We start from the raw sequence: 14978 nt of genomic DNA, 5'->3' as shown, positions 1-14978 counted from the left end.
GGCAAACTGGCGAGGGAGCTTCTGTGGCGAGGGAGCTTGCTCCCGCTGGGTCGGTCCGACGCTTCGGGCGCAGCGGCCCCAGATCTTACGGTCGCTGCGCACTGGAGCGCCAGCCCGGCCGAGCGGGAGCAAGCTCCCTCGCCACAAAGGCTTCTCTGCAATCAATCCGCCCACCACCCATCCCCTATCACCTCAATAGCTGGAGTCCACCCGGACAACCCCCTAGAATCGCCGCACCCTTAAAGGAGACGTTTGCATGCTGATGGTGATTTCCCCCGCCAAGACCCTCGATTACGAAACACCGCCGGCCACCGAGCGTTTTACCCAGCCGCAGTACCTGGATCACTCCCAAGAGCTGATTGAACAATTGCGCGAATTCTCGCCGGCGCAGATCAGCGAGTTGATGCACGTCTCCGACAAGATCGGCGGCCTCAATGCCGCGCGATTCGGCAGCTGGAACCCGGCGTTTACCCCGGCCAATGCCAAACAGGCGTTGCTGGCGTTCAAGGGCGATGTGTATACCGGCCTCGACGCGCAAAGCCTCGGTGAAGCCGATTTTGACTACGCCCAACAGCACCTGCGCATGCTCTCCGGCCTCTACGGTCTGCTGCGTCCGCTGGACTTGATGCAACCTTATCGCCTGGAGATGGGCACAAAGCTGGCCAATGCCCGGGGCAAGGACCTTTATGCATTCTGGGGCACCCGCATCAGCGAATGGCTGAACGAAGCCTTGGCCGATCAGGGCGACGACGTACTGTTGAACCTGGCTTCCAATGAATATTTCTCGGCGGTCAAGCGTAGCGCACTGAAAGCCCGCGTCATTGATGCCGAGTTCAAGGATCTGAAGAACGGCCAATACAAGATCATCAGTTTCTACGCCAAGAAAGCCCGGGGCTTGATGAGCCGGTTTGTCATCGAGCAGCGCATCAACGATCCCGTGCAACTGAGACACTTCGATGTACAGGGCTATCGTTACAACCCCGAACAATCCTCCCCGAACAAGTTGGTCTTTTTGCGCGACCACGCCCCGCAATAACGCAACACCTGTTTCGGGCCCCGATAAGGGGCCTCGATCATCCCGCTATATTGTCATCCCACTTCCCCACCGCACTTGACACTTTCTTGGCGTCAACAAAACAAACACCCCCTGCTCTAACTTTTCTTTCACTCGACAAATGTCAGATTTTTCCGTAGTGGCACGGAAATTTTTCATCAGTAGTGGCACAAAACTATCTACCCCCGCCAACTCCCCGAAACTAAAGGCCAAAAGCGCGCGTGCTATCAATTTGAGAGCAGTGCCATCTAGGCAGATATTTCGAAAAATTTCGAAAATGGCGATGAGCGGATCGGAACTATGTGAAATTGCACGGCTCATACCACCCGTAACGATTCTCGCCGAGCGTGTACGAGATAACTTACGTGGCACGTCGTCCGAAGTAACCGAGTTGTCACGACAACTTAGCGAAACGGTCGTCTAATTGGATCCACCCTTAAAAGGACGGGAGATAAAGCACCATTTGTATCCCCTACAAGGCCAAGGCTGCGCCCCTATAACGTGCTCACCCGAGCACACAAGCTTCTGATTTTGTGGGCTTTTTGCCAGAAATCGGAAAGTGAACGACCGTTGCACGAACGTCCCGCCAACGAGGACTGGCTGCATAACAGGGCAGGTCATAACAACTAGGCCGCTTTGCGCACAACTTGAGTGCATTTATTTAGACACTCGGAACTTAGTATGCCTGCACACGGCACTGTGGCGCCTGCATTCCACACTTCCGAGTGCGCGATGACCGCTGAACACTTATTAACTCCGGCCATTTGATGGCGTGAAAACAGAGGTAAATGCGATGCGCATTAGCATATTTGGTTTGGGTTACGTCGGTGCAGTATGTGCCGGTTGCCTGTCTGCACGGGGCCATGATGTAGTTGGCGTAGATGTCGCCAAAGACAAGATCGACATGATCAACGCCGGTAAATCGCCGATCGTTGAACCGGGCCTGGGCGAGCTATTGGCGCAAGGCATTCAAACAGGTCGCCTGCGCGGTACTACCAACTTCGCCGAAGCTATTCGTGATACTGACCTGTCGATGATTTGCGTCGGTACACCGAGCAAAAAGAACGGCGACCTGGAACTGAACTACATCGAAGCCGTGTGCCGCGAGATCGGTTTTGTCCTGCGTGACAAGACCACCCGTCACACCATCGTGGTTCGCAGTACCGTACTGCCGGGCACCGTAGCCAATGTGGTCATCCCGATCCTCGAAGACTGCTCCGGCAAGAAAGCCGGCGTCGATTTCGGCGTCGCGGTCAACCCCGAGTTCCTGCGTGAAAGCACCGCGATCAAGGACTACGACCAGCCGCCAATGACCGTCATCGGCGAGTTCGACAAAGCCTCGGGCGACGTCCTGCAATCGCTGTACGAAGAACTCGACGCACCGGTCATCCGCAAGGACATCGCCGTCGCCGAGATGATCAAGTACACCTGCAACGTCTGGCACGCCACCAAGGTGACCTTCGCCAACGAGATCGGCAACATCGCCAAGGCCGTCGGCGTCGATGGTCGTGAAGTGATGGACGTAGTCTGCCAGGACAAGGTCCTGAACCTGTCCCAGTACTACATGCGTCCAGGCTTCGCTTTCGGCGGCTCGTGCCTGCCAAAAGACGTGCGCGCCCTGACCTACCGTGCAGGCTCGCTGGACGTGGAAGCGCCGCTGCTCAACTCGCTGATGCGCAGCAACGAATCCCAGGTGCAGAACGCCTTCGACATCGTCTCCAGCCACGACAAGCGCAAAGTCGCCCTGCTGGGCCTGAGCTTCAAGGCCGGCACCGACGACCTGCGTGAAAGCCCACTGGTGGAACTGGCGGAAATGCTGATCGGCAAGGGTTTCGACCTGAAGATCTACGACAGCAACGTCGAATACGCACGCGTCCACGGTGCGAACAAGGATTACATCGAGTCGAAGATTCCTCACGTCTCGTCCTTGCTCAATTCCGACTTCGACGCGGTGATCGACAACTCCGACATCATCATCCTTGGTAACCGCGACGAGAAGTTCCGCGCGCTGACCGAGAACGTACCGGAAGGCAAGCAGGTCATCGACCTGGTTGGCTTCATGTCCAAGGCCACCTCCCCGAGTGGCCGGACCGAAGGCATCTGCTGGTAAGTCTGTTAGCCGGCCGGGGCATGCCTCGGCCGGCCTTTCGCCTGCCTTAACCCATCGGGCCGCCCACAAGGCCCGCCCGAGATAGAGACGGATGCAGATTATGCACAGGCTAAAGCACGGCCTGCTTCAGGCCGCCGGTTGGCTGTTTTACTTGAGTTTATTGATGGGCATCGCCACGGCGCTGCCCACGTCCACGTTCGACTCCGAATCGAAGGATTTCATCTTCCTGATCGGCGCCGTGGGCATCTGGCGTTATTCCATGGGCGCGACGCATTTCGTGCGCGGCATGATTTTCCTGTACATCGTCTACCCACACCTGCGCCGCAAAGTGCGCAAGCTGGGCAAGGCGGCGGATCCGTCCCACGTCTACCTGATGGTCACCAGCTTCCGCATCGATGCGCTGACCACCGCCCAGGTCTACAGCTCGGTCATCCGCGAAGCCATCGACTGCGGGCTGCCGACCACCGTGGTCTGCTCCATCGTGGAAATGTCCGACGAACTGCTGGTCAAGAGCCTCTGGGCCCGCATGAACCCGCCAGAGCACGTCAAGCTGGACTTTGTGCGCATTCCCGGTACCGGCAAGCGTGACGGCCTGGCCTTCGGTTTCCGTGCCATCTCCCGTCACCTGCCGGACGACCGCGCCGTCGTGGCCGTGATCGATGGCGATACCGTCCTGGCCGAAGGCGTCGTGCGCAAGACCGTGCCGTGGTTCCAGCTGTTCGGCAACGTCGGCGGCCTGACCACCAACGAGTTCTGCGAAGTGCGCGGCGGCTACATCATGAGCGAGTGGCACAAGCTGCGTTTCGCCCAGCGTCACATCAACATGTGCTCCATGGCCCTGTCCAAACGCGTGTTGACCATGACCGGGCGAATGTCGGTGTTCCGCGCCACCGTGGTGACCAACCCGGACTTCATCGCCGACGTCGAAAGCGACTCGCTGCAACACTGGCGCCTGGGCCGCTTCAAATTCCTCACCGGCGATGACAAGTCGAGCTGGTTCAGCCTGATGCGCCTGGGCTACGACACGTTCTACGTGCCAGACGCCGCCATCAACACGGTTGAGCACCCGCCGGAAAAAAGCTTCATCAAGGCGAGCCGCAAACTGATGTTCCGCTGGTACGGGAACAACCTGCGGCAGAACTCCCGGGCATTGGGCCTGGGCATGAAACGTCTGGGCCTGTTCACCTCGGTAGTGCTGTTCGATCAGCGCGTGTCGATGTGGACCTCGCTGCTGGGCCTGACCGTGGCGATCATCGCCAGTGTCAAGTACGGCACCGCGTTCATCCTGGTGTACCTGCTGTGGATCGGCATCACGCGGTTGCTCCTGACCCTGCTGCTGTCGTGCTCCGGACACCGGATCGGCCCGGCCTACCCGGCGATTCTCTATTACAACCAGATCGTCGGCGCGCTGGTGAAGATCTACGTGTTCTTCCGCCTCGATCAACAATCCTGGACTCGCCAGCCCACCCACCTGACCCGTGATCTCGCCAGCTTTCAACGTTGGTTCAACACTTGGTCGTCTCGGACCATGACCTTCTCCGCCGGCAGCATCTTTGTCGCCGTGCTGCTGACGATGGTCTGACCGGACTTGAATGAATTAACTAGGAAATCGCCCCTATGAACACCGCCGTGAATGTCAACGTAGTGCATGAATCCGAAGCCCAACGCCAACACGCCCGGGTCAAAATCCCGGCCAAGTTGCGCTTCTTCGGCCCCGACCGTACGCCGATGGAAGTCAAGGTCCTCGACCTGTCCGCCGGTGGGTTGTGCTTCAACGCCGGCCAACTGCCGCTCAAGGTTGGCGAGACCTACAAGGCGCGCCTGCAGTTCGTGATCGACAACCTCGGCCTGGCCATGGACGTCGAATTGCAGATCCGTTCCTACGACCGCCAGACCGGCCGCGCCGGTTGCCAGTTCCAGAACCTGGAGCCGCGGGACATCTCGACACTGCGCCACATCATCACCTCGCACCTGGCCGGCGACATCGTCGGCGTCGGTGATGTGCTGGCGACTTTGCAGCGCGACAATTTCACCAAGGCTCGCAAGCAGAAAGATGAAAACGGTGGCATGAGCGCCTTCGGTCGCCTGCGCGCCGTGACCTTCAGCCTGGGCATCTTCATTGTCGGCCTGGCGGCATTCGGCTTCATCTTCAAGTCGGTGTACGGCATGTACTTCGTCAGCCACGCCCAGGCCGGCATCGTCAACGTACCGGGCATGGCCATCACCATGCCGCGCGACGGCACCGTGCAAAGCCTGGTCAAGGCCGACGGCCTGGCCGCCAAAGGCGCCCCGCTGGCGACCTTCAGCACCAGCATGCTCGACGTGCTCAAGGGTCACCTGGACGACAACCAGCTGCAGCCAGCCAAGGTCGAGGAACTGTTCGGCAAGCAAATGACCGGCACCCTGACCTCGCCATGCGATTGCATCGTGGCCCAGCAACTGGTTTCCAACGGCCAGTACGCCAGCAAGGGTGACGTGATCTTCCAACTGGTTCCTCGCGGCGCCGAAGCCAACGTCGAGGCGCGTTTCTCCTATCGCCAGTTCGGCGACGTGCGTCCAGGCACCCCGGTCAGCTTCCAGGTAGCCGGCGAAGACGCCACCCGCACTGGCAAGATCGTCAGCAGCACCAGCCTGAAAAGCGCCGACCTGTCTTCCGATATCCGTGTGCTGATCCAGCCTGACGAAGCCCTGGACAGCGCGCTGGCCGGCCGTCCGGTGGAAGTCGTCAGCGACCGTGGCCCGAACTTGAACTGGCTGATCGACAAAGCCATGGCCGTCGGTCTTTAAGTCGAGGAAATGCCCGTGATCACTCCACAAAACAACAATGCACCGCATTCCCTGTGGGAGCGAGCTTGCTCGCGATGGGATCGACGCGGTCTGTCTGGTACACCGAGCGGCCTGCATCGCGAGCAAGCTCGCTCCCACACAGGATATGCGTTGTGTGCTCTGGCGCTGGCAGTCAGTCTTAGCGGTTGCGCCGGCCTGCCCGACCAGCGCCTGGCCAACGAAGCCCTCAAGCGCGGCGACACGGCGTTGGCGCAGCAGAATTATCAGCAACTGGCAGACCTGGGCTACAGCGAGGCCCAGGTGGGCCTGGCCGATATCCAGGTGGACAGCCGCGACCCCGAGCAGATGAGAAAGGCCGAGGCGACCTACCGCGCCGCCGCCGACATCTCGCCGCGCGCCCAGGCTCGCCTGGGTCGCCTGCTGGTGGCCAAGCCCGGTTCCACCGAAGCTGAAAAGCACGAAGCCGAAGGCCTGTTGAAAAAAGCCTTTGCCAACGGTGAAGGCAATACGCTGATCCCGCTGGCGATGCTGTACCTGCAATATCCCCACAGCTTCCCGAACGTCAACGCGCAGCAACAAATCAGCCAATGGCGCAGCGCCGGTTATCCGGAAGCGGGCCTGGCGCAGATCCTGCTCTATCGCACCCAGGGTACGTACGACCAGCATCTGGACGAAGTGGAAAGAGTCTGCAAGGCCGCCTTGGCGACCACCGACATCTGCTACGTCGAACTGGCCACGGTCTATCAGAAACGCGGCCAGCCGGAACAGCAGGCCGAGCTGATCAAGCAGATGCAGGCCGGTCACGCTCGCGGTGTGGTCTCGGCCCAGCGCGTGGACAGTGTCGCGCGTGTCCTGGCCGATTCCAGCCTGGGCAAGACCGACGAGAAAACCGCTCAGTCGCTGCTCGAAGGCATCGCGCCCGGCAACCCTGCTTCCTGGGTCAGCCTGGCGCAGCTGCTCTACGATTTCCCTGAGTTGGGCGACGTCGACAAGATGATGCAGTACCTGGAAAACGGCCGCGCCGCCGACCAGCCGCGCGCCGAGCTGTTGCTGGGCAAGCTGTACTACGAAGGCAAGTGGGTACCCGCCGACGCCAAGGTCGCCGAGGCGCATTTCCAGAAGGCCGTGGGCCGTGAAGTGGCCGCCGATTACTACCTCGGCCAGATCTATCGTCGCGGCTACCTGGGCCAGGTGTACTCGCAAAAGGCCCTGGATCACCTGCTCAAGGCCGCCCGCAACGGCCAGAACAGCGCCGACTACGCCATTGCCCAGCTGTTTTCCCAAGGCAAGGGCACCAAGCCCAACCCGGTCAACGCTTATGTGTTCAGCCAGTTGGCCAAGGCGCAAAACACCCCGCAAGCCATCGAGCTTGCCCAGACCCTCGAAGAACAATTACCGCCGGAACAACTTGCACAAGCGCAACGCCTGCTACAACAAGAGCAGGCCATTCGCGGCGCCATGAGCCCCGATACGCTGGAACTGCAAGCCCTAAAAGAAGATGACGGCGAGGAACCTCTATGAAGCTTTTGAAGCTCAATCCTTTTGTACAGGCTGGTATTGGCCTGTCGTTTGCCCTGCTGTGGTCCTGCCCGACCCTGGCGGCCCTGACCGATAGCAAGAATTTCGGCCTGGAAGTGAAGATCACCGGCCAGTCCGAAGATGACCGCGACCTCGGCACCCAGCGTGGTGGTGACGTCAACGGCATCGGCCTCGACCTGCGCCCTTGGGTCTACGGCGAAAGCGGTGCGTGGAGCGCCTATGCCATGGCCCAGGCCGTGACGTCCACCGACATCATCGAGACCGACACCCTGCAACAGTCGGACGACGCGACCCAGCAAACCGACAGCGGCGACCGCGAGGCCAAGAAAAGCTACCTGGCCATGCGCGAATTCTGGATTGGCTACCGGGGCCTGACCCCTTATCCGGGCGAGCAGTTGAAGTTCGGCCGCCAACGCCTGCGCAATGACGACGGGCAATGGCGCGACACCAACATCGAAGCCCTGAACTGGACCTTCGACACCACGCTGCTGCGGGCCAACCTGGGCGTCGCCGAGCGGTTCAGCGAATACCGCACCGACCTCAAGGAGCTGTCGCCCCAGGACAAGGACCGTATGCATGTCTACGGTGACGTCGGCTATCAGTGGATGCCAGGCCAATGGGCCGGGATCCGTGCCCACCACAGCCATGACAGCGGCAGCCTCGACTACCCGGTCCCGGGCCAGGCCACCGACACCCTGGACAAGACCCAGAACGGTGATCTGACCTGGCTCGGCCTGGAAGCCAACAGCGACGCCTACAACTGGCGCAACACCAATACCGTCAACTACTGGGCAAGCGTCACCGGCATGACCGGCGACCGCGACACCGTCAACCCGCTCAACGCCGACGGCACCCGCCCCGCGCAGCTCAAGCGCAGCGACGACGTCGACGGCTGGGCCACCGACCTGGGTATCCGCCTGCGCCTCGACCCGCAATGGCAAGTCGGTGCGGCCTATGCCCGCGCCAGCGAGGACTACGAACAGAACGGCCTGCAAAGCAACCGCTCGAACTTCACCGGCACCCGCTCGCGCGTGCATCGTTTCGGCGAGGCGTTCCGTGGCGAGATGGCCAACACCCAGAGCGCCAGCCTGTTCGGTTCCTGGCAGCTGCGTGACGAATACGACGCCAGCCTGGTGTACCACAAGTTCTGGCGCGTGGACGGCAACAAGGCAGTGGGCAGCAACGGCATCAACGCCGTGGAAAACAACACCGATGACGTGACCGGCGCGATCCTGTCCACCTCGTCCCTGCCGCTGCGCGACGGCAACAAGGACCTGGGCCAGGAAGTCGACCTGGTCGTCACCAAGTACTTCAAGCAAGGCCTGCTGCCGGCTGCGCTGAGTCAATCGATTGATGAGCCGTCGGCGCTGGTGCGCTTTCGTGGCGGCGTGTTCAAGCCAGGCGACGCCTACGGCAAAGAGGTCGATTCGTACATGCATCGCGCCTTTGTCGACGTGATCTGGCGCTTCTGATGCGAACGGCCATGGGAGTGCCCGATATGAACCACTACCTCAGGAACAGCCAGGCGATGAAAGGTTCGATCAGCCTGTTGGCCGCAGCCATGCTGCTGGCCGGCTCGTCGGCGTTCGCCAACGTTGAACCGGTGGTCAAGCCGGGCAACGTGGTCAAGGAACTGCAGCAAGCCAAGACCTACACCGTCAGCAGCGCGCCAACCGCACCGCTGGAACTGGCCGCACCGACCCTGCCCGACCTCTCCGGCTACACCGCCGAAGCGGTCGCGGCGAAGATCGTGCGCAGCAAGCCCGGCAAGGTCAGCGTGCGGCGGATGATGCAGGAAAACGCCTTGAAGGACTTCATCGGCGGCGACAACAAGATGGCCGAGTGGGTGGTGCGCCAGCACGGCATCCCGCAGGCCATCTTCATCGACGACGGCTACATGAACCTCAAGGATCTGGTCAAGAAGGTGCCCAAGCAGTACCTCAAGGAAACTTCGCCAGGCGTCTTCCTGGCGCGGATTCCGATTGTCGTGGGCGAAAAAGGCATCCTGGAGATCGACAAGCAGACCCAGGAACTGCGCCTGTCCCAAGAGGGTGGCTCGTTCCTGGTCAACGATGGCCGGATGTTCATCCGCGACACCAAGGTCACCGGCTGGCGTGAAAAGGACAACGGCCCCGCCACGTTCCGTTCGGCCAACGAGTTCCGGCCGTTCCTGCTGTCCTGGGGCGGCACCGAGACCTACATCGTCAACACCAAGATGGCCAGCTTCGGCTACGCCAACAGTAAGTCGTACGGCGTCAGTATTTCCCAGTACACGCCGAACATGGCCAAGGTCCTCAAGCGCAAGGAACCGACCGGTTGGATCATCGGTTCCGAGTTCTCGGACATGTGGTACGGCTTCTACTGCTACGAAACCAACGACTTCGTGGTCAAGAGCAACACCTACAAAGACAACATCGTCTACGGCATCGACCCCCACGACCGTTCCCATCGGCTGATCATTGCCGACAACACCGTCTATGGGACCAAGAAAAAGCACGGGATCATTATTTCCCGTGAGGTCAACGACAGCTTCATTTTCAACAACCGCAGCTACGACAACAAACTCTCGGGCCTGGTGATCGACCGTAACAGCGTGAACAACGTGATCGCCTACAACGAGATCTACAAGAACCACACCGACGGCATCACGCTTTATGAGAGTGGTGACAACCTGTTGTGGGGCAACAAGGTGATCAGCAACCAGCGCCACGGCATTCGGATTCGTAACAGCGTGAACATCCGCTTGTACGAAAACCTGTCCATGGCCAACGGCCTGACCGGGCTCTACGGCCACATCAAGGACCTCTCCGACACCGACCGGGACATCAAGCTCGACCCGTTCGACGCCCAGGTCTCCTTGATCGTGGTCGGCGGCGAACTGGCCGGCAATGGCAGCGGCCCGTTGTCCATCGACTCGCCATTGAGTGTCGAGCTGTACCGCGTGTCCATGCTCGCGCCGACCAAATCCAGCGGCATCAGCTTCACGGGGATTCTTGGCGAACGCCAGGACGAAATCCTCGACCTGCTGGTGCGCCAGCAAAAAGCCGTGCTGATCGACCCTGTCGAACGCCAGACCGAAATGCGGGACTGAGGAATGACCTTTATGAACCCACAGATGATCAAACTTCTGGGCCTGTCCGCCCTGACTGCCGGCATTCTCGCCGCCGCAAGCGGCGCGCGCGCCGATGAAGTCAAAGCACCGACCTTTACCGCCGAACCCTGCTGCAACCTGTGCCCGGCTGCCCATGACGCGAAGAACTACACCACGCGCTACCAGCAGAACTTCACCACGCTAGTGCAGGCCCAGGGCGACTGGCTGTTCCGTACCCAGGAAGACCTGCGTACCGAGTTCAATACCACGCCGGCCGGTTACAAGCGCATGCAGCAACTGCACGATGCGTTCAAGAAAAAAGGCGTCGAGCTGGTGATCGTCTACCAGCCGACCCGTGGCCTGGTGAACCGCAACAAGCTCAACCCGCAGGAGAAGGCTTCCTTCGACTACGAAAAGGCCCTGGCCAATTACAAAACCATGCTCGGCCGTTTCGCGCAGATGGGTTACGTGGTGCCGGACCTGTCGCCACTGACCAACGAAAACCTGCCCGAAACCCTGCCGGCCCACGACTTCTACTTCCGTGGCGACCAGCACTGGACCCCGTACGGCGCCCAGCGCACGGCGAAAATCGTCGCCGAGAAGGTCAAGCAGATCCCGGCCTTCGCTGACATTCCCAAGCAGGAATTCGAGACCAAGAAGTCTGGCCGCATGGGCAAGACCGGCACCTTGCACAACATGGCCGGGCAACTCTGCGGCACCAGCTATGCGATCCAGTACATGGACCAGTTCACCACCGAGCCCAAGGGCGAGGCTGGCGACGGCGACCTGTTCGGCGATTCCGGCAATCCGCAGATCACCCTCGTGGGCACCAGCCACAGCGGCAAGAACTACAACTTCGCCGGTTTCCTGCAAGAAGCCATCGGCGCCGACATCCTCAACGTGGCCTTCCCGGGCGGCGGTTTCGAGGGCGCGATGATCCAGTACCTGGGCAGCGAAGAGTTCCAGAAGAACCCGCCGAAGATTCTCATTTGGGAATTCTCGCCGCTGTATCGCCTGGACCAGGAAACCATCTACCGCCAGATGATGGCGCTGCTCGACAACAACGGTTGCGAAGGCAAGCCGGCGCTGATGAGCAGCAAGGCCAAGCTCAAGCCGGGCAAGAACGAATTGATGGTCAACAGCAAGAATATGGACCTGCGTAACGGCAGTCACCAGATCGACATTCGCTTCGCCGACACCTCGGTGAAAACCTTGCAAGCCACCCTCTGGTACATGAATGGGCGCCACGAGGACATCAAGATCGAAAAACCGAACACCTCCGAAACCGACGGGCGTTTCGCCTTCCAACTGCGCACCGACGAAGACTGGGCCTCGCAGAACCTCCTGGCTCTAGAGGTCCAGGGTCCTGAAGCCGGTAAGGAGCCACTGCAAGTGGAAGCGAAAGTCTGCAAACGCAATGCATCTCCGCAAGCCGAGCAACAAACGGCTCAAATCGGACAATGAGGTCTCGTCTCATGACCAGAACCATGCGCACCCGAACGTTGAAAACGCTGTTGGCGCCATCGCTGCTGACCCTGGCGATGTTCGCCGGGGCCACGCAGGCCGCGGCTCCACTGCGCCCGCCGCAGGGCTACTTCGCACCGATTGAAAAGGTCAAGGAAGGCTCCGGCGGCCAGGGCTGCGAAGCCGTGCCGACGCCTTACACCGGCTCGCTGCAGTTTCGCAGCAAGTACGAGGGCTCCGACAAGGCTCGCGCGACGCTGAACGTGCAGTCGGAAAAAGCCTTCCGCGACAGCACTGCCGACATCACCAAGATCGAGCGCGGCATCAGCAAGCAGGTCATGCAGTTCATGCGCGACGGCCGCCCCGAGCAGTTGGAATGCACCCTGAACTGGCTGACCGCCTGGGCCAAGGCCGATGCGTTGATGTCCAAGGACTTCAACCACACCGGCAAGTCCATGCGCAAATGGGCGCTGGGCAGCATGGCTTCGGCCTATGTGCGCCTGAAGTTCTCCGAGTCGCGCCCGCTGGCGAACCACCAGGAACAGGCGCAACTGATCGAGAGCTGGTTCAGCAAGATGGCCGACCAGGTCGTCAGCGACTGGGACAACCTGCCGCTGGACAAGACCAACAACCACTCGTACTGGGCCGCCTGGTCAGTGATGGCGACCGCCGTGGCGACCAACCGTCGTGACCTGTTCGACTGGGCCGTCAAGGAATACAAGGTCGGCGTCAACCAGGTCGACGCCGAAGGCTTCTTGCCCAACGAGCTCAAGCGCAAGCAACGCGCCCTGTCCTACCACAACTATGCCCTGCCGCCGCTGGCGATGATCGCCAGTTTCGCCCAGGTCAACGGCGTGGACCTGCGCCAGGAAAACAATGGCGCCCTCAAGCGACTGGGCGACCGGGTGCTGGCCGGGGTGGAAGACCCGGACATCTTCGAAGAGAAGAACGGCGACGAGCAGGACATGAAGGATCTGAAGATCGATTCGAAATTCGCCTGGCTCGAACCGTTCTGCAGCCTCTACACCTGCTCCGAGGACGTGCTGGAACGCAAGCATGAAATGCAACCGTTCAAGACCTTCCGGCTCGGCGGCGACCTGACCCGGGTATATGACCCTTCGCGGGAGAAAGGCGAGAAAGGTAGTTAAGACTCAACACATTACCTGTGGCGAGGGAGCTTGCTCCCGCTGGGGTGCGTAGCGCCCCCAAGCCTGACGATGCGACTGCTTCGCAGCCGAGCGGGAGCAAGCTCCCTCGCCACAGGTAAGCAAGTGTTCGAAATGTAATAGCCCCCAATTTTCATGGGGGGGTTTGGGGGGGCTCTGGCCCTTGACTGTTGATTCAACATGGAGAGATCGGGATGGTATTTTCATCCAATGTGTTCCTGTTCCTGTTCCTGCCGATCTTTCTCGGCTTGTACTACCTGAGCGGGCAACGCTATCGCAACCTGCTGCTGCTGATCGCCAGCTACGTGTTCTATGCCTGGTGGCGGGTGGACTTCCTCGCCCTGTTCGCCGGCGTCACCCTGTGGAACTACTGGATCGGCCTGAAAGTCGGCGCCGCCGGCGTGCGCACCAAGCCGGCCCAACGTTGGCTGCTGCTCGGCGTGGGCGTGGACCTGGCCATCCTGGGCTATTTCAAGTACGCCAATTTCGGTGTCGACAGCCTCAACGCGATCATCACCAGCTTCGGGCTGAACCCGTTCATCCTGACCCACGTACTGTTGCCGATCGGTATCTCGTTCTACATCTTCGAGTCCATCAGCTACATCATCGACGTGTATCGCGGTGACACACCGGCCACTCGCAACCTGATCGACTTCGCGGCATTCGTGGCAATCTTCCCGCACCTGATCGCCGGCCCCGTGCTGCGTTTCCGTGACCTGGCCGACCAGTTCAACAACCGCACCCACACGCTGGACAAGTTCTCCGAAGGCTGCACGCGCTTCATGCAGGGCTTCATCAAGAAAGTGTTCATCGCCGACACCCTGGCGGTGGTGGCCGACCATTGCTTCGCCTTGGAGAACCCGACCACGGGCGACGCCTGGCTTGGCGCCCTGGCGTACACCGCGCAGCTGTACTTCGACTTCTCCGGCTACAGCGACATGGCCATCGGCCTGGGCCTGATGATGGGTTTCCGTTTCATGGAAAACTTCAAGCAGCCCTACATCAGCCAGTCGATCACCGAGTTCTGGCGGCGCTGGCACATCAGCCTGTCGACCTGGCTGCGCGACTACCTCTACATAACCCTGGGCGGTAACCGCAAAGGCACGCTGATGACCTATCGCAACCTGTTCCTGACCATGCTGCTCGGTGGTCTGTGGCACGGTGCGAACATCACCTACGTGATCTGGGGTGCCTGGCACGGCATGTGGCTGGCCATCGAAAAAGCGGTGGGCATCAACACCACGCCACGCAGCATCAACCCGATCCGCTGGGCATTGACCTTCCTGCTGGTGGTGATGGGCTGGGTGATCTTCCGTGCCGAAAACCTGCACGTCGCCGGTCGCATGTACAGCGCGATGTTCAGCTTCGGTGACTGGTCGCTGTCGGAACTGACCCGCGCCAACCTCACCGGCCTGCAGATCGCCACGTTGGCGGTGGCCTACATCACCCTCGCCTTCTTCGGCCTGCGCGACTTCTACACCAATCGTCCGCCGGTCAAGGCCAAGCCTGAAGAAAGCACCGAAGCCAATGGGCCTGCCACCGCGCAACCGGGACTGATCAAAGCCGTACCGGGCGACAACCCGTCGACTATCCATGAACCAGGCTACACCGTCGGCGTCGAAGCCCAGGTGCAACCGGCCTACTGGACCGTGGACTGGTCGCGCTACGTGATGCGCACCCTGGTATTGGTGTTGTTCATCGCCTCGATTCTCAAACTGTCGGCGCAAAGCTTCTCGCCGTTCCTTTACTTCCAGTTCTGAGGGATCC

The 14978-nt window shown here is 60.6% G+C and carries 10 protein-coding genes; all 10 read left to right on the top strand.

The annotated features are described in order from the left end of the window. Nucleotides 1-256 precede the first annotated feature (256 nt). The 10 genes from yaaA (at nt 257) to J3P91_RS04855 (ending at nt 14971) form a co-directional block, all read left to right on the top strand. A complete protein-coding gene (gene yaaA, locus J3P91_RS04900; RefSeq protein WP_434569716.1) occupies nt 257-1036 on the top strand; it encodes a peroxide stress protein YaaA in 780 nt (259 codons plus the stop codon). Between the two features lie 811 nt (nt 1037-1847). Then, nucleotides 1848-3164, top strand: a complete 1317-nt coding sequence (locus tag J3P91_RS04895) for a nucleotide sugar dehydrogenase (protein WP_305496603.1) — start codon at nt 1848-1850, stop codon at nt 3162-3164. Nucleotides 3165-3264: 100 nt separating this feature from the next. After that, nucleotides 3265-4746, top strand: a complete 1482-nt coding sequence (gene alg8, locus J3P91_RS04890) for a mannuronan synthase (protein ID WP_370870998.1) — start codon at nt 3265-3267, stop codon at nt 4744-4746. Between the two features lie 35 nt (nt 4747-4781). Then, a complete protein-coding gene (locus J3P91_RS04885) occupies nt 4782-5951 on the top strand; it encodes an alginate biosynthesis protein Alg44 (protein WP_305496605.1) in 1170 nt (389 codons plus the stop codon). Between the two features lie 9 nt (nt 5952-5960). Beyond that, on the top strand, nt 5961-7472 hold the full coding sequence (algK, locus tag J3P91_RS04880; RefSeq protein WP_434602882.1) for an alginate biosynthesis TPR repeat lipoprotein AlgK: 1512 nt from the start codon (nt 5961-5963) through the stop codon (nt 7470-7472). 5 nt (nt 7473-7477) lie between these two features. Next, complete coding sequence (locus J3P91_RS04875; protein ID WP_305501346.1) at nt 7478-8962, top strand: alginate export family protein; 1485 nt, start codon at nt 7478-7480, stop codon at nt 8960-8962. Nucleotides 8963-8988: 26 nt separating this feature from the next. Continuing rightward, nucleotides 8989-10581 (top strand): mannuronan 5-epimerase AlgG, encoded by a 1593-nt coding sequence (algG, locus tag J3P91_RS04870; RefSeq protein ID WP_434602881.1) that lies wholly within the window; start codon nt 8989-8991, stop codon nt 10579-10581. A 12-nt stretch (nt 10582-10593) separates the two neighbouring features. Beyond that, nucleotides 10594-12045 carry an alginate O-acetyltransferase gene (locus tag J3P91_RS04865; protein WP_305501347.1) on the top strand — a complete coding sequence of 484 codons (1452 nt, stop codon included), beginning with the start codon at nt 10594-10596 and terminating at the stop codon, nt 12043-12045. A gap of 23 nt (nt 12046-12068) precedes the next feature. Continuing rightward, complete coding sequence (locus J3P91_RS04860) at nt 12069-13193, top strand: mannuronate-specific alginate lyase (RefSeq protein ID WP_434574278.1); 1125 nt, start codon at nt 12069-12071, stop codon at nt 13191-13193. Nucleotides 13194-13405: 212 nt separating this feature from the next. Then, nucleotides 13406-14971, top strand: a complete 1566-nt coding sequence (locus J3P91_RS04855) for an MBOAT family O-acyltransferase (RefSeq protein ID WP_434569720.1) — start codon at nt 13406-13408, stop codon at nt 14969-14971. Nucleotides 14972-14978: the final 7 nt, after the last annotated feature.

Source organism: Pseudomonas sp. Z4-7, from assembly GCF_051131965.1.
Classification (GTDB): Bacteria; Pseudomonadota; Gammaproteobacteria; order Pseudomonadales; family Pseudomonadaceae; genus Aquipseudomonas.
The sequence above is the reverse complement of the archived record's forward strand: the minus strand, read 5'-3'. Positions and strand labels throughout refer to the sequence as shown.